Origin of the sequence: Xanthomarina gelatinilytica, from assembly GCF_000348685.1 — a bacterium.
In the GTDB taxonomy this organism is placed as follows: Bacteria; Bacteroidota; Bacteroidia; order Flavobacteriales; family Flavobacteriaceae; genus Xanthomarina; species Xanthomarina gelatinilytica.
This window is the reverse complement of the sequence record NZ_ANLA01000005.1, coordinates 1-25,793: the sequence shown is the minus strand read 5'-3', so window position 1 is coordinate 25,793 and position 25,793 is coordinate 1. Positions and strand designations below refer to the sequence as shown.

Here is a 25,793-nt window from a genome sequence, read left to right as displayed (position 1 = left end):
CAGCAAATGGGATAAACCGCAATGTGAATGGAAATTCAGGTTGATGTTAATTGTAAGTTTTGTTAATGCAGTTATTAAATATTCTTTAGCAGTATTGCGGTTATCTTATTTGCCATTGAATTGGTTCAAAAAATGTGACACCCGCAGACCCACATGCTTCCTTAAATCAGATGTAATTGAATTTAGGTTTTTTCAATTATGTTATTAATAAACTTTAAAAGATAAAATCATGTGGGTTTTGCCCGAAGCGACCCGCAGGCTCGCATAACATTAAGTAGCGGTTGTACCCAATAAAAAAACTCGCGTAGCGAAACCTTATTGGGTTTGGGTACAAAAGTAGCTACGGGTGAGGAAGGAGAGAATGTGTGTAATAAAACAAATAAATAGTGCCAACGAGGACGTGTCGCCGCAGTGGTACTATTTATGGTATATGCAAGCCCTTGAATTTGAAACTATTATTGATATAGAAAAAGCTTTCCTTTGTGCGTAATAACGTAAATTAGATAATTGGCTTGCAGATATGTTTTATGGAACAAAATGGAACGACTGACGAACACCTTATTACCTGCACTACATATTGTAATAGTTGGGACTACTGTAAGGAGTAAGAGGCTGTACTAACCATTTTCTGATGTGTCAACAATCAGTGTAGGATTTTGAATTAAAATATGACTATTCAAATGATTCATAAAACCGTATTCAGGATTAGTAGAATCTTGAAGGTTTGTGATTTCTATCGCAGTATTATTCAAATTCAAGTAATATGGATTTGAACCTGTTTCGTAATATTTGTTTTGTGAATCCATTGGTTTACAAATTTAAACTAAATTTTCATGTTTCCAAGCTTCAAAGGTTCTATTATCACTTACAGCAATTTGCCCATTCTGTAGATTTTGTTTGGTTAATGTCCCTTGACTTAAAAACACATCGCATCCACCTTCTGTACTTTCAATTAATGCTCGTCGCATAGAATAATTATAAGGATTAGAAGTTGCTAATAATACATTAGGGTTAAACGGAACTTTTAACTCCATTTCTCCTTCTATATCTTTATAAATTGCTTTTATGACTGAATATAATTCATCATTAGGTTTTTCAACATTCAAACCTAATTCTTCTTTTGCCTCCTTTCTATAAATAGTATAGTCATGACTACCTGATTCAGAACATAAAAAATTAACTACTTTGGCTATGTTTTCAGGTTTAATATCATGGTAATTAAGTAGTTTTTCTGCTAACATTTGTATTTGTGCTTTTGATTTATATACGTCACCTAAAGAAAGTGGATGAATTTTATCAGTTAACTTCAAATATACGTTACTCAAATCTTCTGGTCTTGTGATATTAAAATCTTGTTTAGCCATTTCAAGGTATCCATTTATATGTTCAACACTAACAGGAACTCTAATATTCTGTCCATTAATATTTATTTGAGGATTCATTAATCCATTAGTGCTTGGATCAATTGGCCCTAATGTACCTTGTTTTGTCATAACAATTCTATTCGCTCCAAGACTTATTAGAGTAGCTGCACTTTGACATCTGAAAGGTACGATTACCTCAAAATCTTTACAGAAACTTCTAATTAAATTTGCCAAACTCCAACCGGCTAAAGTACTACCGCCGTTTGAATAAATAAAAAGAGTGATTTTTTCAACATCGCCTATTTTGTCCAAATGGTCAGCAAAAGGCCCAAGAATGTCACTCCCAATATTTGTTTCAGCTTTTGGCCTATCGCTTGTGCAATAAACAAGTAATTTGGAATTTCTTAACTTCTCTAACTTTTTGTAATTTTCAATTCTGTCTTTAAGCATAGTTTTATTTTTAAAGTAACATGTGTGTTAAAGCAGTAACAATATACACATTTATCAGTATTTATATTATAATATAGGAATATTGAACTGAAGATGAAAATAGATATTTTCCTTAAATCCTTAATTCCTTGATATTCAATTTATAAGCCAAGTTTGTCGATTATGTCTTGTACTTTTTGTTCGGTGTTGCGTAGTTTGTCTTGACAAAGTTTTGATAGTGCTGCTGCTCTGGTAACAACCTTTTCTAATTTATCAATACTTACTTCATCATTTCTTAATTTTTCAAGAATTGATTCGAGTTCTTTTGAAGCTTCTTCATAAGTTAACTCTGAAAGGGGTTTATTTTCCATTGTTTTTCCTTTTTAACGTATTTAGTTACTATAACCGAATCTTTAAATTCTAATTTGATTATTGTGTCTTTAGATAATTCTTGACCTGTGTATAGGCTTCCATCAACTCTTGGTATTGTAAAACCTCTATTTAAGATTGTTTTAGGGCTACTTGATGATATTAACACCAATGCATTAGTTAGATAAGCTCTTTCATTATTGATAACTTTCTCAATTAGAATACCGAGCATTTCAGAATGTTTAAATATTGATTCCTTTTGATTATTTACTAATCTTTTACTCTGTTGTAAATTTTCCTGATTGATAAGTGATAACTTATTATTTTCTTGATTAATCAATAAATTGGTGCTTGACACAATACGATTCATAAGCGTGTGTAATGCTCCTCTGCGTAAACGTGTAAAACTATTTGATGCATTAGCAATCCCCTCTGTAAACAGTTTTAAATCACTAAATTTCCTATCGATTAACTTATTATAACGCTCAAAAATCAATTCATAATTATTTATAATTCTTTTTTCAAAATCATAGGTTTTATTTACTATATAATTTGATACTTCTGTGGGTGTTTTAAATGCTTTGTTGGAAGCAAAATCTAATACTGTAATATCTGTTTCGTGACCTATACCAGAAAAAACAGCACTTTGCATTTGACTGACTTGTTTAGATATTTCATAAGAATTAAAAATATCTAAATCCATTTTAGAACCACCACCTCTTATAATTACAACACAATCGTATTTTTTTTGATTGATTGTTTTAAGTCTATTTAAGATTTCGATTTCTGCACCACTTCCTTGAACAGCTGATGAAAAAATCTCTACGTTATATTTATAGCCATATTGGTTATCTTGAATATTTTTAATGAAGTCTTGATAACCAGAAGTGTTTTTAGAAGCTATTACCGCTATACTTGTTATTACTAAAGGAACTTGGATTCTTTTGTTTAAATCTATTAAACCTTCCTTTTTCAATCTATCGATTGTTTCTTGACGTTTCTTTTCTATTTGACCAACTGCAAATTCTAAATTAACATTGGTTATTAATAGACTTAAACCATAGGTTGTATCAAACTTAATATTAGTATAGCATAAAATTTCATTACCTTTTTTTAATATGTTGTTGTAATCTTTTCCTAATACTTGACGTATTTGAGGAACATTATAACTCCATATCATAGCCCTACACTTTGCTATGGTATTTCCATTTTGATTTTCGGCTAATTCAAGGTAAATATGACCTGATCTATGGAAATTAATATTTGCGATTTCAACTTTTAACCAAAATTCTTTACCTGCTACATTTTCATCAATTATCGTTTTAACCCTATTTAGGATTTTAGATAATGAAAAATATGTTGGTAGGGTTGACATTTTTATTTAATAGAATTTTTAAAATCTTCAAAAGCAATAAACAGCCATTCTACAAAATCAGTAAACTTTTGATGAGCTAATTGTAAATCAACATATTCTTTTAATTTTAGACCAGAATCTAAAACCTCAATGTGTTGAACTTTCTTTATTGAGCCAAGAACATCTTCAAATGCATAATATAAATGATTTCTTTCAAAATATACTTCCTTCATAGGCTCACCCGTCTGTATATCAATTTCAATTGCATCTAATTTAGAGATATCATATTTGAAAGTTTTCTCTCTTGGAAAACCTATAATGTCTAAAACAATTTCAAAGTTATCAATTAATAAATTTTCAATATCAATCCCTTTTTCCTTTAAATCTTCATAAATACAATTTTGCTTATATTCTTCAAGCAAGAGGTTTACCAGACATACTTCAATTTTAACAGGTTTATACATTATTCAAATTCTAATTTTGGTAAATCGTTTACTATATCTACGGTTTGGACACTTACGTTAATAATACTCAATATGAGGTCTAAAATGTAGCGTGGGTTTTCTACTTCTTTACTCCAATCGTTAGGGTCGTTTTTAATACCTGATTTTTTATCTATTGATACTTGGTATCTATCCATTATCCACTCGATAGCAGATTTACCATTTACAACGTATTCATATGCTTTTTCTGGTATGCTTGTGATTTTTATACGAGAATTATAAATGATGGTTTCTTTTTGGTCTTTTTTAGGGAAACGTAATTTTGTGACATTATAAAACTCATAAGCATCCATTTGAAGTTGGTCTTCTGGTAATTGTACCGCAACACCTTTATATTCTTCTACAGATTCATAATTGATGTGTAATTCTGCTAATTTTCTACCTGCATCACTAAAGGCTTTAAAGTCTTTTGGTTTATCTACTAAAGGAATGCGAGGTAACATTTTTTTAAGGTCGTTTGCAAAAGTTTCTCTGTAATCTGGACTATGTAGAATACCGTACACATAATAGAAAATATCTTCTTTAGTTACTGACTTACCATATTGTTTTTTGGCACGTTCCCAAATAAAATCACTTACACCATCTCTACGAATATATTTAGATTCACTTGCTGCATCAAATAAACTGCCTTGTACTTGTTCTTTTTCTTCGTAATAATATAGAGGGAAGGTTTGAGACTTTCCAACTAATTCTAAATCAGGAATAATATTAGTTATTAAAACACTAAAGTCTTTTGCAACTCCAATGCCAGAAACGCAAATTAATATGTTATTAAGCTCCTTGTTTGGAAATATTTTTGGCATTAAATACCTTCTTTCATTGAGCATTTTGTCATAATAAAAAAACTGTTTAAAAAAAGGTCTATACAATGATTTTGTTAATGAATAATTCTTATATCTTATTTTTTTATTTCTTAAAACACCATTTTGCAAATTACCAGACCAGCTGATTCTTTTTTCGTCTAATGGAATAAAATTTTTAACCTCTTGAATTGTATGTTTTAAAGCTTTCTCCGAATATTCAGAAGTTACAGAATTATAAACATCGATAGTTCCTGAAATATTAGATGCTAACTTATGCTGACTTGAATTAAAGCACCAAACATCTCTATTTGTTTTAATACCATTTGAATAATTTTTCAACCAAAAAGTATTTATTTTGTTTTTAGTTTTCTTATCTCCAAGCCCTATAAAATCTTTAAAAAGACTATTTCTTTGGTTAATCCAGTCATTATCTGAATTAGGCCTGATTTTTTTCCATTCATTTTTTAAATTAATAAAAGAATTTGATTTATTTAAAAAGGAAAGCTTTTCTAATTTACTTAAATAATCATCAAGTTGAAAATAGTAAATATTTGCCTTTTCATTATGGTTTGGTTTCTTTACTAATAAAACAACAGCGACACCTGTTAATATGTCAAATATATTATTACCTTCTTTTCTTGCAGACTCTCCTGATTTTCCTCTAATTGCTCCTCTTAAATTGATTACATAAATATTAGAGAATTCGTTTTCTAAACTTTTTCTAAAGCCATCATGAGAATTACCATCTAACCAACCTGAATTTGTTATAAATCCTATAACACCCCCGTTTTTGGGGTCTAATCTATCTGTGCTCCAACGAAAAGCTTTTATATAAGAATCATAAAGAGAGTTTTTGTTGGTTGCACTTGTATATTTTGCATATGTAACCGCAATTCTTTTATCTAATTTCTCATATTTTTGATTTTCAGCATTATCATTAGCCGATTTTTGACCAACTGAATAAGGTGGATTGCCCATAATTACTCTTATAGGACCTCTACGTTGTTCTTCTAAACGTTTTGAGTTTTCAGGAAACATATCAGAAAACAATACATCACTATCACTTTCGCCTAATTGGAAGGTATCTGTTAATACTATACCATCAAAAGGTGTGTATTCTGATTCTTCTTGCTCTATTTGGTCGTGAAAAGCATTTTCAATATTTACAGCAGCTATGTAATAAGCCAGTAAAACGATTTCGTTGGCATGCAACTCTTTGGTGTATTTACGGTATAAATCTTCTTGTCTAATTAAGCCACTTTGTAATAAACGAGTTATGAATGTTCCTGTACCTGTAAATGGGTCTAAAATATGTACGTTTTCATCTGAAATAGAACGGTTGAATTCTTTTTGTAAGACATCGTTAACAGAATGGATAATAAAATCTACCACTTCAACAGGTGTATAAACAATACCTAATTGTTCCACCATTTTAGGGAAAGCAGTTTTAAAGAACTTATCGTATAACTCGATTATTATACGCTGTTTACCCTCTGCATTATCAATACCCTCTGCACGTTTTTTAACCGATTGGTAGAATTTATCTAATGTTTCTGCATCTTTATCTAATGCTTGGTCTTCCAAAACATCTAACATTGTTTGCATAGATGTTGAAATAGCATTGTTTTTCACAAAAGAATAGCCTTTAAATAATGCTTCGAAAACAGGTTTTGTAATGATATGTTGTGATAACATTTCTACTGCCTGACTTTCTGAAATTGAAGGGTTGATATTCTTTTGAAGTCCTTTTAAAAATTTATTAAATGCCTTTTGATATTTAGGCTCTCTATTAATAAGATTGTTTATTCGGTCTATTTGGTTTTCAGCAATTTTTGCTACATCTCTTGCCCATTTTTCCCAATACACTCTATCACCAACCTTTTGAACCATTTTAGCGTACACTACAGATTGCAGTTGTTCAAACTGCATTTGTAATTGGTTGTTGATTTCTTTGGTAGCTTTGGTAGATTCTGCATCATCTACACCATCTATTCCGTGAGTAACGCCACCAACTAAAATATTATCAGGTTTCTTTTTATTTAGGTCTATTTTATTAATGGTAGCATTAAATCTATCATCGTGAGCACGTAAGGCGTTTAATACTGACCAAACAACTCGGAATCTATCATTATCATCTAATGCTTTTGAAGGTTCAACATCGGAAGGAACCACCACAGGAATAATGATATACCCATAATTTTTCCCTGGTGATTTACGCATTACACGACCTACGGACTGAACTACATCTACTTGTGAATTACGAGCAGAAAGGAATAATACTGCATCTAATGATGGTACATCTACTCCTTCACTTAAACAACGTACATTGGTTAATATTCTACATTCGTTTGAATCGGCAGATTGAGATTTAAGCCAGCCTAATAATTCATCACGTTGTGGCGCATTCATACTACCATCAATATGGTTTGATGATACATTTACTAATTTTTCTCTTTGGCTTGGTTCTACAGAATCTAAATAAACATCTGAAGTATCATTAAATGTATTGGTTATTTTTTTAGAAATTTTGATGTTTTGACAGAAAGCAACAGCACGTTTCATTGGTTCTGGGTCAACTTCCTTTATCAATCCGTTATCGCCTAATACTTGTTTTGAAAGTGCATTTAAACAACCAATTAATTTAGAAGCATCATCAGAATTGATTTCATTTTCAGAATTAGCAACCATTTTTTGAACTGCACTTGGTATATCATTTTCACTTAATGTTAGTACCAAAACTTTATAATCGGTTAATAAGCCTCTTTCTACAGCTTCACCAAAACCAATACGATACATTTCTATTCCGTATTTAGTTTCATCATCCATAGAACAAATTACAGCATCATTCATATCAGCTTTTGATTTGGAATCATCGCTAAATAAACGAGGTGTAGCAGTCATATAAAGCCTTTTATTGGCTTGTAAAAACTCGTTATCGTGAACTTTTACAAATGCAGATTCATCATTACCAGCTAAAGTTACACCTGTTGTACGGTGTGCTTCATCACAAATAATTAAATCGAAAATTGCATTGTTGTTATTCTCGTTTAATAAGTGTCTTTGTGCATTGGCAATAACATCTATGGATTGATACGTAGAGAAAACTACAGTCATACCTTTTTTAGTAGTTCTATCTATTGCTTTAAACTGTTTGATAACACTATTAGGGTCTGTTGATGCAGGATAGGCTAAATCAACAACGCTAAAATCTGAATCATCATCATTATTTCCTCTTTGTCTTGTTATTCTTGAATCTGAACAAATACAAATAGGTTTAATTGGTTCATTAGCATCAGATGTCCATTCACGCAATGTTTGACCTAATAAGGCTATTGATGGCACTAAAAACAATACTAAACCACTATTGTTGGTTTCGTTTTCGGCTATTCGCAAAGAAGTAAACGTTTTACCTGTACCACAAGCCATTATTAATTTACCACGATCATTTTCTTTAAAATGTTCGTGTGTTTTGTTTAACGCTTCCTCTTGATGTTTGAAAAGTGTTTTTTTATCTGTTCTGGCTAAATCCCCTGTAATACCTTTTTGAAGTCTTTCCCATTCAACTGGTGCTTGTTGTAAATCTGTTAGGTTTATTCTTGTTACAGGTGGGTTTTGATTTTTTATTGTTTCCTCTGCATTACTACTCCAATTATTAGTAGTTGAAACCCAAATACGTTTTGAGAAACTAATGGTTTGTAATTGGTCGTTTTTAAAATCTCGACTTGAAGTAGATAAAAATGAATCTACTTCCGCTTTGTTTATTCTTCCGTTTTCAGCAAAACATTTACATTGTATTGCCCAATAGTCACCTTCAAAAGTTAGAGCCACTAAATCAATACCTGTATCTTTTCCACCAAAATCCTTTTTGCCAGGAAACTCATTCCACATCCAAACATATTTTAAAGTGTTTGAATATGTTGGGTCTGTTTGTAAGTATGCCTGCATTAATCTTTCAAATCTATCTCCCTTATCTCTTTCAGAAAATGATAAGTTTCTATAGTCTTGTAATATTTCGTTGAATTGGTTGGGTGTGGCCATTTAAATAGATATGGATTAATATATTTTGATTTAGGTAAAAATATAAATCTTTTAAAGATATATGGTTGGTCTATGAAAGAAACATAGAATAGTTTAACTCTGCTTTCACTTATAGGGTTTTTCTACATTAATTCACAATGAACTTAAAAGTAATATAATTGAATTTTACATTGTATGTACTGCTCTTATTATTGCTATTAATTCTTTTAGGGAGAGTTTAAATATACTTAATTATTTATATATTCTTTCACCAAGGTTAAAAATTGTTATTAATCCCTTTCTTTATGTTTACAGAGATTTCCGTTTTGAGAAATAAAAAAGAGGGTATAAAGTATCAATAAGCTGTAAACGGTAACTACCATCATTAAAAACTATATTTTGTTTCATATCATTGTAATCAAGATAATATTGCATGAATTTTTTATTAAATAATGTTTTAGAATAGTTCTTTTTCAACTTAATTAAACCTTCATTAAAAGCTTCATTTTTAAGTCTTGATGCAGTAGCAGTAGAGATATTAAAAAGTTGCGTCACACCATTAACAGAAACAGGAGCATATTCCTCTTTATAGTTAAATTTAGGAGACAAAAAATAATAGGTACTTCCCTTTAATTGTACGCTTTTTTGTTTCTTAACTTTTCTCCAAAAATCTTTATGAAGATAACCATAAATTACCGCTCCTGTAACTGCCTTTATTTTATAGTAATTATTAAAGTCTATTTGAAATGCTAATCTTACTTCCCAATTGTTTTCTTTTCTAATTCTATCAAATGATTTGAATATATGAAACTGTGTTTTTTGATTGTAATCAATCCAGCCTATTTCCATTAAAAAGTTGATGTACTTATTAGTGGTTTTACGACTGCTTATATTTTCTACTAACTCAATAAATTGTAATGCTTCATTATTTAATTGTGCTTTACCACATGGATAAATTAATTTTAGCAATAAAAAGAATTTTAATTCTTTTGAATAGTTATTGCTTTGTGCATCAATAAACATTTCTATTGGTACACTAATATGCTTTACAACTGCTATTTTTTTTTAACAGAGTAGTGATTGTCTATTATGCTATGAATATCTGAAAGTTTATAATACAGTTTACCTTTGATCTGTGAATATGGCAATATCCCTTCTTCTCTCCAATTTGAAGCAGTTTTAGAACTAATTTTAAATAGTTGCAAAATATCAGCATTATCCAAAATTACATATTTAGGGTCCTGATTATTTTTAAGCTTACTTTGCTTTATTAAATATTCTAAACGGTCTAAAATCTTATTTAAACTATCGTTTATTGGGTGTTTAAAAGCTGTCATAATTAGTGTTTTTTGTTATTAATACTAATTAATGCTTCTTCTAATTCCGCTTGCTTATATCTAATTAAATTGCCTAATCTATAAGGTTTTAAGATTCCTTTTTTGTTCCAATCTGTTAAGGTCACTAAAGATACTTTTAGAATGGTTGCAACTTCTTGCCTGGTAAGATATTCAGCAGGTTTAATAGGTTGGAAATTTTGAGCAATTACATTTAATTCTGCTCTAACATCTTTAATGATGTCGTCTTTTAATTCGGAAGGTGTGATACCGAAAACTTGTGTAATTTTACTTTCTTGCATCGTGATACGTTTTATTGTTCTACGATGTAAAAGTATCCTGTATTTAACGTTTTTTTGCTACTGGAGTAACTCCAAAAGGTACTCCAAGGCTACTCCAAGTTGTTTAAAATATCATCTATTTTATCAATATCTTTTTGGTAGTTATCGCCTAATTCTGAAGGCTTCTTATCTAGTTTTTGAATGTGAGTTTTTATGTTTTTTGAATTAAGTCCACATATTTTACTGATAAGTTCTGATTGTTTTTCTTTAGTAGCCTTTTCTATTTTAGGATGTGTAAAAAAACCAACTTCTTGAAGAAGTAACACTATTTGATTTGTGGTGAGTTGCTTTGAAGTTTTTAAGTCTGTATCGGAATTATTATTATTATTATGAATTTCAGTTTTTGACTCTTTAACATTTACAATTTCGGCATCTGTTCCGTAACAGACATCATTTCCATTTTCATTTTGTAATAGTTGATTTTCTTTTATTATTATAGCTTTATGATAAGGCACTAATCTAACATCTAAATACTTTAATTTCTTTATCAATGGTATTCTATACTTATCTTCATAATTAATGTATGAATTATAATACATACTATCAATTTCACTAAATTTTATAACCCTATTAAGATATGGCGTTGTTAAATATTTTACTTCAGAAGCAATAAAATCTTCTTCCGTTGAGTCTATAATTTTTTGAAGGTACGATTCTTTGCGTTGCTCATAATGTTGTTCATATACTTTAGTTGAACAATCAAAATAAAAAAATCCATCTTTATTTGAGGAATAATATAAATCATCTAAATGAGTTTTAATTTCTTGTTGATAACCCTTCACGGCATCTTCATATTTTAATTCTATTGTGGTATGGTCAGCCCAAGGATCATTTCCGTATTGGAGCAGAATTTCAGCATCCATTTTTTTATTTAATTTGATAAAATCAATATATGTTTTGCCTAATTCCTTAACAATTGTTACAGATTTGGATATTTCATTATTTGGTTTCATATTTTGAACGTTCTGTGTACTTTTAGTTTTTTTAGATTCCAAAAATGATATTAATTCGTTGGCGTAATAATTTAAAAAGTACAATAACAGACCATCTTGCGTTTTTCTTAAATATTCAAAGTTTTCATCATAGTCATCAAAATCCAAGATTTTATCTATCTTTTCATTAAGTTCATAAGGGTAGTTAATTGCTATCAATTCCCCTAAAGACACATCAAGGTCTTTTAAAATATGATAAATTTTATCCTCCCCGTAATTTTTTAAATAATCCTGATTTCTGATTTCATGTATTTTCAAATCTAAATAATAATCTTTTTTCTTTTCATCTATTTCAATTAAAACTTTAAGGGTTTCTTTTTTTATTTCATCAATACAGATTTGCAACATTCTTACCACACCCATAACCGAATGCTTCTTTAAAACATTGTTGTCACTTAATAAACTACAAAACTTCTTAAAACCGTAATAATTTTCACTCATAAGCACAAAATATAAGTCCTAAATTTATTAAACCTTTTTCATTTTAACTTGCTTTAATTTATTCTTTTTATTTTGTTTTAACTAATCATACGTTAAAGTATCCACCTTTAATAATATGTGCTGCTCTTTCCTGGTTTTTAATACGGATATATTTATAAAACTCTTTTTCTGTAGTATGACCACTAAACAGCATAATATCAAAGACACTCATTCCTGCTTTATACTTGTTAGTGCAAAAACTACGCCTTGCCGTGTGTGATTTAATGAGGTCGTATTTAGAAATCATTTTTGTCTGATATTTACCACCTTTAGTGTATTCGCATTTAATAAGTTCATCCCATTCTAACATTTGCCCAACTTGCTTGATATTCTCGTTTAAGTCTTGCTCCAAGATTTTGGTTGGCGGATGGCCGTTATAACGACTATCCATAATATCCTGCATTTCTTTTGTAATAGGGCAATGTACTATTCTACTATGCTTACGGTTTTTCTTTTGACGTATTTTGAAACACTTGAAACCATCTATAACAACGACATCTTCATTCTTCAGCCCATTGTAATCACTTATACGCTGCCCTGTATAACACCCCATTAAGAACACATCTCTGGCGTGTTCAAGTTCTGGATATTTTGACAAATCATGCTCGTACATTTTCTTGATTTCATCATCGGTTAAATAAATCTCGGTTGTAATTTCCTTTTTAACCTTAAAATCATCGCTCTTAAATCGTTGATTGGTTGTATAACCCTCAATGAGCGCATAATTCAAAAAGGTTTTTATTGTTTTGAGGTGCTTACCTATAGTATTCAATGAATAGTTATTGGCTTCCATGAACCTATTAAACTTATTGTAAAATGACATATCAATAAATTCAAACATGAGTGTTTCATTGTAGTGCCTTTGATATTCTTCTAAACGCTTTTTAGTTTGCTTATAGGACCTAATTGTTATTTTGGATATTTCACCCTCTTTTGTTTCTATAAACTCGTTAATTACCTCAAAAAAGGACATCCCTTTTTTATCCTTAACCTTATGTGGAGTTACCTTATTTGTTTTTACGTCCAATGCGTACTTTAAAAGATGTTTAGGCACTACGTCGTACTCACCTGATAGTTCATTGTACTTTTTATTGATAAACTTCTCTAAATCGCTCAAATGGCCGTTAACTTCATCCTTGTTGGTGATTCCTACCTTGTTTTTTATACGTTGCTTATTAAAATCCCAATCATCAAAGCAGCTTTTGTAACCGCTTGAATATTTGAATTTGTTTTTACCATAGGTAAAGTGAAGATAGATTAAGCTTTGTTTCTTCTTATTTTTCTGTAAGTTTGTATTCGAGTCCTTGAATGCAAATCTGACAGTTCCTTTAGACCTCTCAATTGTAGTACTCATAAGTATTTGTTTATACTACAAGATACAAAAAAGGGTTCAAAATAGGGTGCAATTACACCCTTATTTATAAACAATTTACTTGATTAAATTTTAAATAAAAGATACAAACAATTCTTATTTTATAGGCTTTTCAAGAGGTTTTAGGTAAAAATGAAAAGAAACGACAAAGTTAATAATAGTACTGGAGGCACCACCACTAAAAACCCGAACATTCGTTCGGGTTTTTTGGTTTTTGGCGTATAACCAATTAAAAATCTGTTCTTTATGGGTCCTTGGAAGCGTCGAAGCTAAAGACACCACCACAAATCCCAAAAGATCCGGACAATCAAGCCTTCGGGTTTTTAAGCACAAGTAATGTTAGGTATGTGAAATGGATCCAAAGCATTCAAAAAGATTATTTTCACCATAACTAACAGTGAAGTAAAAAGGAGCGTTTGCCCCAATGATGTATGTTTATTGCAACAATTTTTGCTGTCACTTCTTAACCAAGTCAAAATTGAAAGCAACATGTACTTCATTTGAAAGCTTATTCTTTACAATTTTTGGTATTTCAATATTAAAATCGGACGCTTGAACTATAAATGAGCCTTCAATACTTATTATATGCTCATTTTTTGAAATATTAGCTGTAATATGGGTCACCTGTTTGGTTTTTCCATGAAAATCCAATTTACCTTCTATAGTAACTTTCTGAATTTTAGAGCCTTCAAGTCCATCCATTGAAAAATTCACAATTTTACCACGAAATGTTGCTTTTGGATACAATTCAGATTCTGCGTAATTTTCATTAAAATGCTCTTCCATAAGTGCATTTTTAAAACGAAACCCTTTTACTAACAGCAAAGCAGCAATCTCTCCATTTTCCGTGTTTAGTATCACCGTTACAGATTCATTTTTCGCCTTTACCTCTTCAAAAGATGGAACGGACGCTTCAAAACCCAAACTTCCAGATTTGGTTAAGTATTTATCTTGTGCTTGTAATATTAATGTTGCTAATATCAATAAAGTTGTTACAAACTGTTTCATAATAAATAGTATTATATTGTTAGTCTTCCAATAAGCCATCTATTTCCCATTGAATTATAATATCAATCAAATTTTGTGGCAGGCGTGGTCCTCCAAAAGGCATTAAAAAACCTAAATCTTCTGAGGATATGCGTTCTATTAAGTCATCATTTAATACGGCATCCTTAACATCGCCATAACCTATTAACGGCATTGGCGCGCCATTTACTGGTGGCATGGAATGACATTGAATGCAATTGTTGTCTATAATAGGTTTTACTTGATTATTGTATGTTATAACATTTTCAATTGGAGTAGTATCAATTAAATCATCTTCGCTAACAGATGTACAGTTAACAATTAACATCACAAATAGGATAAAACTTAATAGCTTCTTCATTATTGAGCTTTTTAAAAGGTTCGACTTAAATTAAATCCAAAATAGATATCTCCAGTACTCCAATCTCCTGTAGCTTGACCCAAAAAGTAATTGGTATTCATAGGTTGCGCATTTGTAAAATGCATCTGAAATACGTGTCCACCTGTTTCTAAATCAACGCCAATAGATAAAGGGTTTCTAAAGGGAGAATCTTTGGCTCGGTTAAGATTTAGACCATAGTCCATATTAATAGACCAGCGCTTTCCTAATTTATATCTCCCACCAAAACCTATGGCAACTCGCGAGTTGTCTTGATCATTAACCATAACATAGTTATCATGATAGAAGGTAGGTGCCAATTCTAGGGATAGGTTTGAATTTACTTTTCTTGATAATAGAAATTGAAATGTGTAACCAAGCCTGTTCACAAATTCCAATTTGGGCAAATTATCTTCGCTTAAGGCGGTATTGATTAAAATGGCATTAAAACCAACAAGCGTAAAAGGAGAACCATTTTCTTTTTGCCTTATTAAACGATATTTTATGGAACCTTGATATGTTTTCTGGTAAGAACTTCTTGATATCCCTATGTTTAAACCATCGGTTATCCCATAAATAAAATTTAATCTTGTAACGGCATCGTCTAATCCAAAAAACGTGTCGAAGCCACCCTCAATACTGCCAAATCTATGGGCAACAACTAAAGTGAAATCTTTTTTTGCCACCAATTTAGTAGATTCAAAATTAACAATTTTTAGAGCTTTAAAAGTGGCTTCTGTAAAATTGTTGGTTACAGAATCGGTATCAATTTCATCAAGTAAATTTTCTTGCGAAAACAAACACAACGGAAAAAAAATTATAATTTTTAGGCACTTTTTCATAAAATCAGTTTTAATTCATAAAATGGATACCAACTATTTTTTATTTAACAACCAACCGTTTGGTTTCTATATGTTCCCCAAATTGATATTTAATAAAATACATGCCAGATTTAAACTGTGAAAGATCTAAAGTCACATCTTTTATATCATTTTTTACAAATTGGCCAAACAGCTGCTTTCCTGAAACACTAAAAATTGTAATGGTTCCTTCATTGAAGTTATTGGGCAACTGTATTTGCAATTCGGTACTTACGGGATTGGGAAACATCAATAATTTTGATGCCGCAAATTCATCAACTGACAATTGGTCTACTACGGTAATTGTTCCAGACATATTTCCAGCTCCATGAATCCCACAAAAATATGGGTTAACACCTTCTACAGTAAATGTGTAAGAATAGGTTTGTCCTAAACCTGTTATAGTGCCGCTATTAAATGTTTCTGTACTTCCTGTATCGTTTTCAACAGTATGAGGCAAATCATCCGTCCAAGTCCATCTTACGGTATCTCCTGTTTCAATTGTCAAATCGGATTGTGGACTGGTAAAATCTCTCTCCCAATCTAAATCATGGGTGGTCTGTGCTTGCAAAGTGCATATTCCAAAGAATAGCATCATTAGTAAATTTGTTTTCATAATAAGTGCATTTAATTAATTAATAATATCACATTGGTCCATTTTAATTTGCTCAAGCAAATCATCATAGCCTATAAAGCGTCCTTTAATTATTACTTTTTCGTTTAATTTAAATAGGCTTACCTGGGGCTCAGAAAACAGACAAAAAACACTGTTGTCTAAGGTGATGGAGTGTTCATTAAATTCAGAAATACTTCCTGAAATTTGAATGGTTTTATCTAAATATTTTGATTCGGAATCAATAGAATTTATTTCAAATTCTTTGGCCAATTCTACTGCAGATGTGGTATAGCTTGATTTTTCAGTTTGTATATCTCGATGTTCCTGAAAAACATATTTATAAGCTATAAATAGGACTATTAGAAATAATATCAATATTAAAATCCATTTGCGCATAACTTTCTTTTTAATAACTGCTTCAGTGTCATCGTTAAACTGAAGCAGTTTTACTATTAATAAATTATTTGGGTAAAAGATTTGGGGAGTACTTAAGCGTCTTCTTTTTCAATTTTAGTTCCTTTCAAATGTTAAGGTGTCTGTGCCTCCATTTCCACCACTAACATCGCGTAACTTTATCATAGTATCGGTGTGGGTTAAAATATCCCAATCATCGTTTAAATCTTCAAATATGTTTGATTCCGGCACATTGAAGAAAATATTAAAATCTATATCGTTACTACTATCATCATTGCTATTACTGTTTGTAATAGACCAAGAACCTGTTTGGCTTAAATCGTTTTTAGTAGCTGTTAGTGTGCCATTTGAACCAAACAAGAAATTATAGCCTGTAAAATCGTTGGTTTCATCTTGTCCTGAATCTATATAACTTGTTATTCTCCAGGTTCCTGATTCCACTTGATTTTCAATTTGTTGAATTTGACCACTATTGTCGTTTGGCATCCCGTCGTCATCGTCATGTGAGCATGTTGATGATAATAAAAAGACACTAAGCAGTAGCATCATTCCATGTGAAAAAGTTGTTTTCATAATTTTTGTATTTAATTGATTGTTTATTTTAGTTACAAGTACTTTCATACCGAAGTCTGTCATCGCCTCCTACACGGAAATCGACTTTTGTTTCTCCAGAATATTGTTCTATTTCGTGTAAATTCCAGTTGTTATTACAGTAAGGTAAATCAGGGATATCTATAACAACTTGAATGTTATTCCCTGTACCGGAAGCAGCCCATGTTCCATAATCTGTTCCTCCAGAATAATCAACAGCTACAGAACCATCTGTGAAAAAGTTAAAAGCATAACCATTATAATAGTCATCATAATCATTTCCATTTCGTTCTAACTTATCTACAGTCCAATTGGAACAAGTGGTTAAAATGGACTCCAATTCCGTAGGTGTGCAATTAGTACAATCATCATCATTAAAATCATAATCATCATCTTCATCGCAAGAATCCGAAAAATTGTTAATGGCTAGTTCCAACTCAGCTAAACTAGGTATTACAATTTGTGAATTATCAAAAAGGACTACGGTAATCGGGAAGTTTAAGCTAACTATATCATCAAGGTCTATATGGTCTATAAAATGGTATAAATCGTAATCATTGTTAAGATAAACGGTTTCAATCAACTCATTGTTGGTGTTAAAAACCGAGGCACTTATAGGATAGATAAAGTCTAAACATTCTATATCATCATCAAGCACATTTTCTCCAAGACAATGACTGGCATAACCTGTTAATTCTGAATCAGTGTTTACTATAACTTCTGTATAATCTTCGAAAATAATTGTAATGGGATAGCTAATAACAATAGTATCATTATCATCGTCGAATTCATCAAAAATAAATTCAATGGCATTATAATCGTCTGTTGTATTGATATCTAATTGAACACCATTTACTTGAACTGATATGGGTAACTTAACTGTAAAACAATTCGCATAATCAATAATATTATCAACCGAACCATCATTAGACGCTGTTCGCTTCATAAGGTTTGCAACAGTAGAGTTTGGCTGAATGGTCTCTTCAGCAGGCGCTTCTATAAACTCTGTTTCTTCGGTTCTACAACTTAATATGCTAAATGCAACAATAAGGATGAGACTTAAAATTTTAAATACGTTCATTTTTGTATTATTTGGCTTTCTATTAATAAAACAACTCACTTGTAAAAACTCCTGAAATTTTATCGATTTTTTTTTGTTTTAGTATATTCATACCTATTTTTAAATAATATGCCGTTTATTTATAACTTTAGAAAAACAAACTTTTTTGAATAAAGAACCTAAAGAAAATATTTGCCAAGAAATGGTCTTTCAACATATATACAATACACATGTTAAAGACCTAAACAATTATTTGTATTATAAATATGGAAACCAGTATAATCCTAGTGATAAAGCCCAAGAGGCATTCATTAAATTATGGAATAACTGCAAAAAAATTACACTTGACAAAGCCAAAGCCTTTCTATTTAAAGTTGCAAACAACTTAATGCTAAACGAAATCAAGCATCAAAAAGTAGTTTTAAAATACCAACAAGAAGACCACAGACAACACAATTATGAAACGCCAGAGTTTGTCATTGAAAAAGACCAATATTTAGAAGGCTATAAAAAGGCATTGGAAAAGTTAAGCGAAGAACAACGGGTCGCTTTTTTACTAAATAAGGTGGAAGAAAAAAAACATAGTGAAATTGCCGAAATGTTGGGAGTAACAAAAAAAGTTGTAGAATATAGGATATATAGTGCTTTTAAGATTTTAAAATCGGAACTGGAAAATTTTTCCATTAAATAATCAGGATTTTTTACAAGTGAGTTGTTATATATAAAAGGACGTAAATTAATGGATCAAGATACCTTATTAAAAAAGTGGTTAAATAATGAATTATCCGAATCTGAAAAAGAACATTTTTCTAAACAGGATGATTTTATATTTAATCAAAAAATCATTGATAGTGCGAAACTGTTTAAAGCATCCAACCACATTAAGATAAAAGATTTTGAAGCATTTAAAAAAGAATATCAAAATCAAAAAACAACCAAACGCAACATAGATTGGTATAAACCATTTTTGAGAATTGCAGCCATACTTGTAATTGCATTAGGCGTATATTTTTCTATTTTCTATAATTCAACTACCTCTATAAATACACAAATAGGCGAAAAAACTACTATTGAATTACCCGACCATTCAGAAGTAATATTAAATGCGTTAACCACCATAAGCTTTAAAGAAAAAAAATGGTCAGAAAACAGAGCCTTAAATTTAAAAGGGGAAGCCTATTTTAAAGTGGCCAAAGGAAAAACATTCAATGTAATAACAACTACTGGAACCATAACCGTTGTTGGCACAGAATTTAATGTGAAAAATAGAGAAAACTATTTTGAAGTGCAATGTTATGAAGGGATTGTAAAAGTAGTTTCAGATACCATTATTAGACAACTTGTTGCCGGAAATACATTTAAAATTTACAAAGGTCATTTTAGTCAAACCCAAACCACTTTGAAATCTCCAAATTGGTCCAACAACAAAAGCAGTTTCGAAAATATTGAATTGAGCGACGTTCTTGATGAGTTGGAAAGACAATACAACATTCAAATTACTACAGAAAAATTAAATTTAAAGCGTTTGTTTTCTGGTGCTTTTACTCATAACAATATAGAAAATGCGCTTATATCTATTACAAAGCCTATGAATTTATCATACAAATGGAGTTCAAAAAACAGCATTGTAATTTATGGGGCACAACATTAGAATACTGGTTCTTTTATGCTTTGTTTTGAGTTTTACCTGTAATATGATGGCTCAAGACAAAAGCCCTTTATCCATAATTCTTAAGGGTATTGAGAACAGTTACAACATCCAATTTAATTATGCTCCAGATAATATAGACCAAGTATTTATTAGAGCTCCAGATTCAAATTTAAGCTTACAAGAGGTCTTGTTGTACTTGGAAAATAATACGGATTTAAAATTCAATTCTTCCGAAAACGGCATCATAATTATTACTACAAAACCTTTGGGCAAGTTTTGTGGCTACATTAAAAGTAAAGAAGACGGCTTGCCAATTGAACAAGCTACCATTCAAACAAAAACTTCTGGAACTATAAGTGATAAACATGGTTATTTTGAAATTGATATAAAAAGCATCAATGACAGAATAGTCATCCGTTCATTAGGGTTTAAAACTTTAAACCTGTCTGCAAATAGAGCTCAAAAAGCAACCTGTATGGACATAGTTCTTGAACCTAACATCCAATCGTTGTCTGAAGTTTACCTAACAAATTATATTACTTCAGGAATCACAAAAACCAATTTAGGCACCTATGAAATAGATTTCTCTAAATTCGACATCCTACCTGGACTTATAGATACGGATGTGTTTTTGTCACTTCAAGCTTTTCCAGGTGTTTTAAGTGTAGATGAAACCGCTACAAACCTTAATATTAGAGGTGGTTCCCACGATCAAAACTTAATTCTTTGGGATGGTATAAAAATGTATCAATCTGGTCATTTTTTTGGTCTCATATCCTTGTATAACCCACAAATAACCAAAGATGTTCTTTTAATAAAAAATGGAACAAATGCATCCTATACAGATGGTATTTCCGGAACCATTTCAATGAATACAGAAACTAAGTTAAATCCCAAAACTACAGCTAGCATTGGTTTCAATTTAGTAGATTTAAATGGGTTTTTAGATTTAAAAATTAGCGACAAGTCCTCGGTTGAAATTGCTGCAAGAAAATCCTTATACGATTATTTAAAAACACCAACCTTCAATAGGTATTTTGAAAGAATCACACAAAATCCGGATTATGAAAACAATACCTCGAATGTATTAAACACAAATGAAGATTTCGATTTTTACGATTTTTCCTTGCGCTGGCTCTATGAAATAAGCCCAAAAGACAAATTGCGCCTTAATTTTATTAATGCTTCAAATAAATTAGTATTCGATGAAAATACGGTAATTGACAATTTAGAAAGATCTAAAGAAAGCAAACTAACACAAAATAGTATTGCTGGTTCTTTATTTTATGAGCGTATCTGGAATGAAAAAATAAATACATCGGTTGAATTTTATGAAACCGATTATAAACTAGAAGCCACAAATGCAAACCTGCTTGAAGATCAACGGTTCTTACAGGAAAACCAGATTTCTGAATCAAGTTTAAAACTTATTAATAAATATAAGATAAATAACAGGTTTAATATAAGCTTGGGCTACCAATTTGTTGAAACAGAAATCACCAATTTAGACGATGTGGATAATCCCATTTATAGACTATTGGTTTCCGAAGTTTTACGAACAAATGGTCTATTTTCGGAAATGGCCTATATCAGCTCTAATAAAAAAACCTATCTTAATTTTGGCCTGCGCTATAACTACATCCATAAATTTAAAAAAAGCCTGATGGAACCTCGTTTAAATTTTTCACATCGCTTTTGGAACTATTTTTCTGTAGAAATATTAGGCGAATTTAAAAGTCAGAATACCTCGCAAATAATAAATTTCCAAAACGACTTTTTAGGGGTGGAAAAAAGACGTTGGCAATTATCCAATAACAGTTCCATTCCAGTAATACAGAGCAAACAAGGATCCTTTGGTATAAATTACTCAAAAAACAGTTTTCTTATCAGTTCAGAATTTTATTATAAATACATAAGTGGCATTACTACGCAAAGCCAAGGATTTACAGACCAATTTCAATTTGAAAAATCAAGTGGTACCAACAGCGTTTATGGTATGGATTTACTACTTAAAAAGTCCTTCCCCAATTATAATATATGGTTAAGCTATTCCTACATGGATAATAAGTACACCTTTAAATCTATTAGTCAGAATCCATTTCCAAGTAATTTCGATATAACCCATGCTGCCTCCTTTGGTTCTTCATACACTAAAAATAGTTTTAAATTTTCGTTGGGACTAAATTGGCATACAGGCAAGCCTATTACAGAACCCGTTAAAGGCAATGAAATAGTAAATAACGAAATCAATTTTCAGTCAACAAACTCATCTAGGTTAGATTCTTATTTTAGGGCAGATGTCTCTGCCTTATACACTGTTGATCTTAACAGTAAAATTAAAGGGGAGTTTGGCGGCTCTATTTGGAATGTTTTTGGCACCGAAAACATAATAAATAAATTCTACACGCTAAAGGACGATACGGTTATTGAAACAAACGAATTATCTCTAAATTTTACCCCAAACCTGTCTGCGCGATTTATTTTTTAGATGTGTATTGCAATGCATCACATCAAAATCAAAAACAATAGTCATGCTTGTTTATAGTTAAGACTCCTCAATAATTTTAATTTCCTCCTGTGTCAAGCCAGGCAACTCACACACCATCTGGTCTATCTCTTTTTCCGTTTGGGTTATTTAGGCTTGTAAATCTTGAGCTTTTTGCTTGTTGTCCTCAAAGAGTTCCAACCACTCAAACTCGTTTTTTTTGGTGAGTGCTGGAAAAACCACTACTAAAAGAGACTGTCTGAAAAAGTGTCATGCTGAATACAATGAGGTATCTAAACCACTTTTCAGACAATCGCTTTTTGGTTTTAAAAAAACATCAATAAAGACAAATCAAGTTTATACTTTAAGCAATAAATCGTCATAGTACGCTCGCTCAATGATACTTGGGATATTACTATCAACGTTTGTATTGAACAAATCTTTGCTTACTGGATAAACTTCTAAATCATTTTCTGGGTAATGATACTTTAAAACATCTTTTATATCCGATGCCCTTAAATCCACAGATAACCAATTATGGGTTCTATCTTCATCAAGTATAATTGGCTGACGTTTTTTAGAGTTATGCACTTTCTCGAATAATGGAGATGCTTCTTTTGTTAAAACAGTAAAGGTGATGTATGTATCAATTACTGTATATAAGCCTGCCAATGCCAATACATCATTGCTTTTAGATTTAAAATGGAACGGATACTTTTTCCCGTTTTGGTCATGGGGTTCAAAAAAGCCTGAAACTGGAATGATACAACGTTTCTCCATGATGGAATCCTTATAAATAAAATGCTGAAATACCTTCTCTGAACGTGCATTTAAACCTCCTCCATATTTGACTGCTTCTTTATAGTATGGCTTTATTTCATCTGTATTCTTATTATTTGGAACTATGCCCCAAACAGCTGGTGCCAAAACGTCTGGCCTCTCTTGTGGAATAACGAGCATGTTTGGATGGGCGAAACCATTTAAGTGATACTTTGGCGTATTGAAATAGTCTATTAAGGCATTATCGGAAATCTTTACCTTAAACTTATTTTCAAGCGCGACCACTTTTTTGGTTTGAGAGGTGTGAAAGCACATAAATTAAATATATTTGAATAAATATATAATTACTTAATGAAAAAACTTCTAATTATATTCTATTTAATAGCGTATACAAGCTGTACAAGTTTAAATTTTGATGGCTTATATGGTCATCCTAAAAAAGTTGAATCAATTGATTACGAAGTTATCTACAAGGATACTATAGAAATTATAACCAAAGATATTAAAAGTGTAACCTTGTATGATTACAATTTAAGGAGTAAAAAATCTTTTTCATTCTCACCACCAAATTATTCACCTTTACCATTAAACTATAGTTATTTTTATGATAAAAAAGGAAATATAATAAAGACTATTATATCTAAAGGAGACTCTATTATTCGTGAAACTACATATAAATACAATAAATATGGTTTAAGAACTGAAAACACGACTATTGAAGACGGAAAAAAAACAACTGGCAAAGCAATCATAGATATAAAAAACAGAATAGAAATATTAAACAAAAAAAGTATTGATAGTACTTCTAAAGCTTGTTCAATTAATAAATATGATAAAAAATGGAATATAATTGAGTCAACAATGTATGATTATAAAGGAAACCAAAAAAATAGATCTGAAATTGAATATGATAATTACGGAAACAAAATCAGCTATAAATATTATAATGATAAAGACGTACTTTTAAGGCATTCAAAAACAGTATTTAACAAAAATAACGACCCAATTTGGGCAAGTAGTATTAGGATAAAAAACAGCGATACTATTAAGGGAAAAGTAACTTCATTCAAGTATAAGTATGACAAAAAAAATAATATAATTGAAAGACGAGTGTTTCATGATGATGTATTAGTTTTAATTATTGAAACAAAATATGAGTACTAAGCCGTTCAAACTTAGGACTATGTTATGCGTTTATTGTAATTATCTCTTGTATATTAGTTGAATATCTTGGAGATAATTTTTCTTGCTTCATCTTCCATTGTCTTCCCAATGACTGACTACCAAACTTAATTTTATTGTTACCATAAGCTTTATTAAGTCTATCTACCACGTTCATTATTGGTTCATGCTTTGGATTTTCTGAAGTAAACAAACTATATTGTTTTTGATTGTTTGGGGTTAAACCCATTACAATAACACCTGCTTTTTTATAATGAAAACCCTCTCTATAAATGGCTTGCAACCCTACTTCTGCATATGTAACTAAATCGATACTTGAATTGGTTGGATAATGGGTTTTTACAACAATGTTTCTACCGTATTGAGGTAAATCTTTTCTAAAACCATTGGTATGCAAAAAGACCATGAGCATATGGCATTGTGATTGTTGATGACGAAGTTTTTCTGCACAGGACACAGCAAACGTAGACACACGCTCTCTAATATCTTGATATGATGTCAACATCCCTTCAAATGAACGTGTGGTTGCTATCATTTTCTTGTTTGCCGTAGTTTCTAAATCTAAAGTAGGTTTTCCCTCTAAATCGTGTTTGAGACGTAAACCAACAACCGACATATTTTTACGTACCCAGTCATCTGAGAGTTGCGTAAATTGATAGGCGTTATAAATTTGCAATGCTTTTAGTCTTTTAGCATGCTTTCTCCCTATTCCCCATACATCCTCTATTGACAACCATTTTAAGGCTTTTATCCTTTTTTCTTCACTATCTATGACATAGATACCGTTAGTGCGTTCAGAAAACTTTTTGGCTATTCTATTAGCAACCTTAGACAAGGCTTTTGTAGGTGCAAAACCGATACTTATAGGGATTCCCGTTCCTTTGGTAACTCTTCTTTTCATTTGAAGACCTATCTCTTGGAAATTAAAAAAATCAAAACCTATAAATTTTAAAAAGGCTTCATCAATACTGTATATTTCAACTTCCGGTGTAAACTCTGAAAGTAGATTCATCACTCTACTACTCATATCACCATACAACGCATAATTGGAAGAAAAAATGTTGATATTATACTTCTCAAATGTCTTTTTATACTCAAATGCAGGTGCGCCCATTGGAATACCCAATGCTTTGGCCTCATTAGAACGCGCAATAACACAACCATCATTATTGGATAAAACCACAACTGGCTTACCATTTAATGATGGGTTAAATACTCTCTCACAAGAAGCATAAAAATTATTACAATCTATAAGGGCATACATGCAACAAATTTATTTTATAAATTTGAGGAAACATTTAGATTTAATGGATTTTTATAAACAGGTACAAATGTGTTGATATCCCAAGTTGTGGTTAATGTAAAAAACCGAGAAACTAAATGAATAAAAC

General features: G+C 30.9%; 23 protein-coding genes. 4 read left to right on the top strand and 19 right to left on the bottom strand.

Features of this window, described 5'->3' with window-relative positions:
* Nucleotides 1-818: 818 nt before the first annotated feature.
* The 17 genes from D778_RS04820 to D778_RS04740 all read right to left on the bottom strand — a co-directional run bounded on the left by D778_RS04820 (nucleotide 819) and on the right by D778_RS04740 (nucleotide 18,325).
* Complete coding sequence (locus tag D778_RS04820) at nucleotides 819-1,814, bottom strand: SDH family Clp fold serine proteinase (RefSeq protein ID WP_007648223.1); 996 nt, start codon at nucleotides 1,812-1,814, stop codon at nucleotides 819-821.
* Between the two features lie 140 nt (nucleotides 1,815-1,954).
* Nucleotides 1,955-2,164 carry an exodeoxyribonuclease VII small subunit gene (xseB, locus tag D778_RS04815; RefSeq protein ID WP_007648222.1) on the bottom strand — a complete coding sequence of 70 codons (210 nt, stop codon included), beginning with the start codon at nucleotides 2,162-2,164 and terminating at the stop codon, nucleotides 1,955-1,957.
* Complete coding sequence (gene xseA / locus D778_RS04810; RefSeq protein WP_007648221.1) at nucleotides 2,137-3,537, bottom strand: exodeoxyribonuclease VII large subunit; 1,401 nt, start codon at nucleotides 3,535-3,537, stop codon at nucleotides 2,137-2,139. The genes xseB and xseA overlap by 28 nt, the downstream gene beginning before the upstream one ends.
* A gap of 2 nt (nucleotides 3,538-3,539) precedes the next feature.
* A complete protein-coding gene (locus D778_RS04805) occupies nucleotides 3,540-3,980 on the bottom strand; it encodes a hypothetical protein (protein ID WP_007648220.1) in 441 nt (146 codons plus the stop codon).
* The gene (locus tag D778_RS04800) at nucleotides 3,980-8,860 is read right to left on the bottom strand and encodes a DEAD/DEAH box helicase (RefSeq protein WP_007648219.1); all 4,881 of its coding nucleotides are present in this window, start codon (nucleotides 8,858-8,860) and stop codon (nucleotides 3,980-3,982) included. Before D778_RS04800 ends, D778_RS04805 begins: the two co-directional genes overlap by 1 nt.
* A 288-nt stretch (nucleotides 8,861-9,148) precedes the next feature.
* On the bottom strand, nucleotides 9,149-9,862 hold the full coding sequence (locus tag D778_RS04795; protein WP_007648218.1) for a hypothetical protein: 714 nt from the start codon (nucleotides 9,860-9,862) through the stop codon (nucleotides 9,149-9,151).
* 32 nt (nucleotides 9,863-9,894) lie between these two features.
* Nucleotides 9,895-10,176: a helix-turn-helix domain-containing protein gene (locus tag D778_RS04790; protein WP_007648217.1), complete on the bottom strand. Its 282-nt coding sequence runs from the start codon at nucleotides 10,174-10,176 to the stop codon at nucleotides 9,895-9,897.
* A gap of 2 nt (nucleotides 10,177-10,178) precedes the next feature.
* The gene (locus D778_RS04785) at nucleotides 10,179-10,475 is read right to left on the bottom strand and encodes a helix-turn-helix domain-containing protein (RefSeq protein WP_007648216.1); all 297 of its coding nucleotides are present in this window, start codon (nucleotides 10,473-10,475) and stop codon (nucleotides 10,179-10,181) included.
* An 89-nt stretch (nucleotides 10,476-10,564) separates the two neighbouring features.
* Nucleotides 10,565-11,947 carry a hypothetical protein gene (locus D778_RS04780; RefSeq protein ID WP_040491515.1) on the bottom strand — a complete coding sequence of 461 codons (1,383 nt, stop codon included), beginning with the start codon at nucleotides 11,945-11,947 and terminating at the stop codon, nucleotides 10,565-10,567.
* A gap of 85 nt (nucleotides 11,948-12,032) precedes the next feature.
* A complete protein-coding gene (locus D778_RS04775; protein ID WP_007648208.1) occupies nucleotides 12,033-13,340 on the bottom strand; it encodes a tyrosine-type recombinase/integrase in 1,308 nt (435 codons plus the stop codon).
* A gap of 474 nt (nucleotides 13,341-13,814) precedes the next feature.
* The gene (locus tag D778_RS04770) at nucleotides 13,815-14,366 is read right to left on the bottom strand and encodes a YceI family protein (protein ID WP_007648206.1); all 552 of its coding nucleotides are present in this window, start codon (nucleotides 14,364-14,366) and stop codon (nucleotides 13,815-13,817) included.
* A 19-nt stretch (nucleotides 14,367-14,385) separates the two neighbouring features.
* The gene (locus D778_RS04765) at nucleotides 14,386-14,745 is read right to left on the bottom strand and encodes a hypothetical protein (RefSeq protein WP_007648205.1); all 360 of its coding nucleotides are present in this window, start codon (nucleotides 14,743-14,745) and stop codon (nucleotides 14,386-14,388) included.
* Between the two features lie 11 nt (nucleotides 14,746-14,756).
* Entirely contained in the window at nucleotides 14,757-15,605 is an 849-nt protein-coding gene (locus D778_RS04760) for a DUF5777 family beta-barrel protein (protein ID WP_007648204.1), read from the bottom strand.
* A gap of 40 nt (nucleotides 15,606-15,645) precedes the next feature.
* A complete protein-coding gene (locus D778_RS14130) occupies nucleotides 15,646-16,239 on the bottom strand; it encodes a T9SS type A sorting domain-containing protein (RefSeq protein WP_081602616.1) in 594 nt (197 codons plus the stop codon).
* A 15-nt stretch (nucleotides 16,240-16,254) separates the two neighbouring features.
* Nucleotides 16,255-16,635 (bottom strand): OB-fold protein, encoded by a 381-nt coding sequence (locus D778_RS04750; RefSeq protein ID WP_007648202.1) that lies wholly within the window; start codon nucleotides 16,633-16,635, stop codon nucleotides 16,255-16,257.
* A gap of 114 nt (nucleotides 16,636-16,749) precedes the next feature.
* Nucleotides 16,750-17,226, bottom strand: coding sequence for a hypothetical protein (locus D778_RS04745; protein ID WP_040491550.1), 477 nt, complete (start codon nucleotides 17,224-17,226; stop codon nucleotides 16,750-16,752).
* Between the two features lie 28 nt (nucleotides 17,227-17,254).
* Entirely contained in the window at nucleotides 17,255-18,325 is a 1,071-nt protein-coding gene (locus D778_RS04740; RefSeq protein ID WP_007648198.1) for a hypothetical protein, read from the bottom strand.
* A gap of 145 nt (nucleotides 18,326-18,470) precedes the next feature.
* Between D778_RS04740 and D778_RS04735 the strand changes: the two genes are divergently transcribed.
* From D778_RS04735 to D778_RS04725, 3 genes are read left to right on the top strand one after another with little or no spacing between them, the layout of a single operon-like run.
* Complete coding sequence (locus D778_RS04735) at nucleotides 18,471-18,995, top strand: RNA polymerase sigma factor (RefSeq protein ID WP_007648196.1); 525 nt, start codon at nucleotides 18,471-18,473, stop codon at nucleotides 18,993-18,995.
* A 48-nt stretch (nucleotides 18,996-19,043) separates the two neighbouring features.
* Nucleotides 19,044-19,955, top strand: a complete 912-nt coding sequence (locus D778_RS04730; RefSeq protein WP_007648194.1) for a FecR family protein — start codon at nucleotides 19,044-19,046, stop codon at nucleotides 19,953-19,955.
* Nucleotides 19,939-22,443, top strand: coding sequence for a TonB-dependent receptor (locus D778_RS04725; RefSeq protein WP_155949887.1), 2,505 nt, complete (start codon nucleotides 19,939-19,941; stop codon nucleotides 22,441-22,443). Before D778_RS04730 ends, D778_RS04725 begins: the two co-directional genes overlap by 17 nt.
* A 354-nt stretch (nucleotides 22,444-22,797) precedes the next feature.
* On the opposite strand, the gene D778_RS04720 is transcribed toward D778_RS04725, so the two are convergent.
* The gene (locus tag D778_RS04720) at nucleotides 22,798-23,535 is read right to left on the bottom strand and encodes an SOS response-associated peptidase (RefSeq protein ID WP_007648190.1); all 738 of its coding nucleotides are present in this window, start codon (nucleotides 23,533-23,535) and stop codon (nucleotides 22,798-22,800) included.
* A 36-nt stretch (nucleotides 23,536-23,571) separates the two neighbouring features.
* On the opposite strand from D778_RS04720, the gene D778_RS04715 reads away from it, so the two are divergent.
* Nucleotides 23,572-24,384 carry a hypothetical protein gene (locus D778_RS04715; protein WP_007648188.1) on the top strand — a complete coding sequence of 271 codons (813 nt, stop codon included), beginning with the start codon at nucleotides 23,572-23,574 and terminating at the stop codon, nucleotides 24,382-24,384.
* A 22-nt stretch (nucleotides 24,385-24,406) separates the two neighbouring features.
* Here D778_RS04715 and D778_RS04710 read toward each other — a convergent pair whose 3' ends face one another.
* A complete protein-coding gene (locus tag D778_RS04710) occupies nucleotides 24,407-25,666 on the bottom strand; it encodes a Y-family DNA polymerase (RefSeq protein WP_007648185.1) in 1,260 nt (419 codons plus the stop codon).
* Nucleotides 25,667-25,793 lie beyond the last annotated feature (127 nt).

Coding starts and splice junctions, on each gene's coding strand:
- D778_RS04795 (WP_007648218.1), bottom strand. CDS start 9,862: ATGTTTATTGATGCACAAAGCAATAACTATTCAAAAGAATTAAAATTC.
- D778_RS04725 (WP_155949887.1), top strand. CDS start 19,939: ATGGGGCACAACATTAGAATACTGGTTCTTTTATGCTTTGTTTTGAGT.
- D778_RS04730 (WP_007648194.1), top strand. CDS start 19,044: ATGGATCAAGATACCTTATTAAAAAAGTGGTTAAATAATGAATTATCC.
- D778_RS04805 (WP_007648220.1), bottom strand. CDS start 3,980: ATGTATAAACCTGTTAAAATTGAAGTATGTCTGGTAAACCTCTTGCTT.
- D778_RS14130 (WP_081602616.1), bottom strand. CDS start 16,239: ATGAAAACAAATTTACTAATGATGCTATTCTTTGGAATATGCACTTTG.
- xseA (WP_007648221.1), bottom strand. CDS start 3,537: ATGTCAACCCTACCAACATATTTTTCATTATCTAAAATCCTAAATAGG.
- D778_RS04800 (WP_007648219.1), bottom strand. CDS start 8,860: ATGGCCACACCCAACCAATTCAACGAAATATTACAAGACTATAGAAAC.
- D778_RS04770 (WP_007648206.1), bottom strand. CDS start 14,366: ATGAAACAGTTTGTAACAACTTTATTGATATTAGCAACATTAATATTA.
- D778_RS04820 (WP_007648223.1), bottom strand. CDS start 1,814: ATGCTTAAAGACAGAATTGAAAATTACAAAAAGTTAGAGAAGTTAAGA.
- D778_RS04775 (WP_007648208.1), bottom strand. CDS start 13,340: ATGAGTACTACAATTGAGAGGTCTAAAGGAACTGTCAGATTTGCATTC.
- D778_RS04715 (WP_007648188.1), top strand. CDS start 23,572: ATGAAAAAACTTCTAATTATATTCTATTTAATAGCGTATACAAGCTGT.
- D778_RS04765 (WP_007648205.1), bottom strand. CDS start 14,745: ATGAAGAAGCTATTAAGTTTTATCCTATTTGTGATGTTAATTGTTAAC.
- D778_RS04710 (WP_007648185.1), bottom strand. CDS start 25,666: ATGTATGCCCTTATAGATTGTAATAATTTTTATGCTTCTTGTGAGAGA.
- D778_RS04750 (WP_007648202.1), bottom strand. CDS start 16,635: ATGCGCAAATGGATTTTAATATTGATATTATTTCTAATAGTCCTATTT.
- xseB (WP_007648222.1), bottom strand. CDS start 2,164: ATGGAAAATAAACCCCTTTCAGAGTTAACTTATGAAGAAGCTTCAAAA.
- D778_RS04720 (WP_007648190.1), bottom strand. CDS start 23,535: ATGTGCTTTCACACCTCTCAAACCAAAAAAGTGGTCGCGCTTGAAAAT.
- D778_RS04760 (WP_007648204.1), bottom strand. CDS start 15,605: ATGAAAAAGTGCCTAAAAATTATAATTTTTTTTCCGTTGTGTTTGTTT.
- D778_RS04785 (WP_007648216.1), bottom strand. CDS start 10,475: ATGCAAGAAAGTAAAATTACACAAGTTTTCGGTATCACACCTTCCGAA.
- D778_RS04745 (WP_040491550.1), bottom strand. CDS start 17,226: ATGAAAACAACTTTTTCACATGGAATGATGCTACTGCTTAGTGTCTTT.
- D778_RS04740 (WP_007648198.1), bottom strand. CDS start 18,325: ATGAACGTATTTAAAATTTTAAGTCTCATCCTTATTGTTGCATTTAGC.
- D778_RS04790 (WP_007648217.1), bottom strand. CDS start 10,176: ATGACAGCTTTTAAACACCCAATAAACGATAGTTTAAATAAGATTTTA.
- D778_RS04780 (WP_040491515.1), bottom strand. CDS start 11,947: ATGAGTGAAAATTATTACGGTTTTAAGAAGTTTTGTAGTTTATTAAGT.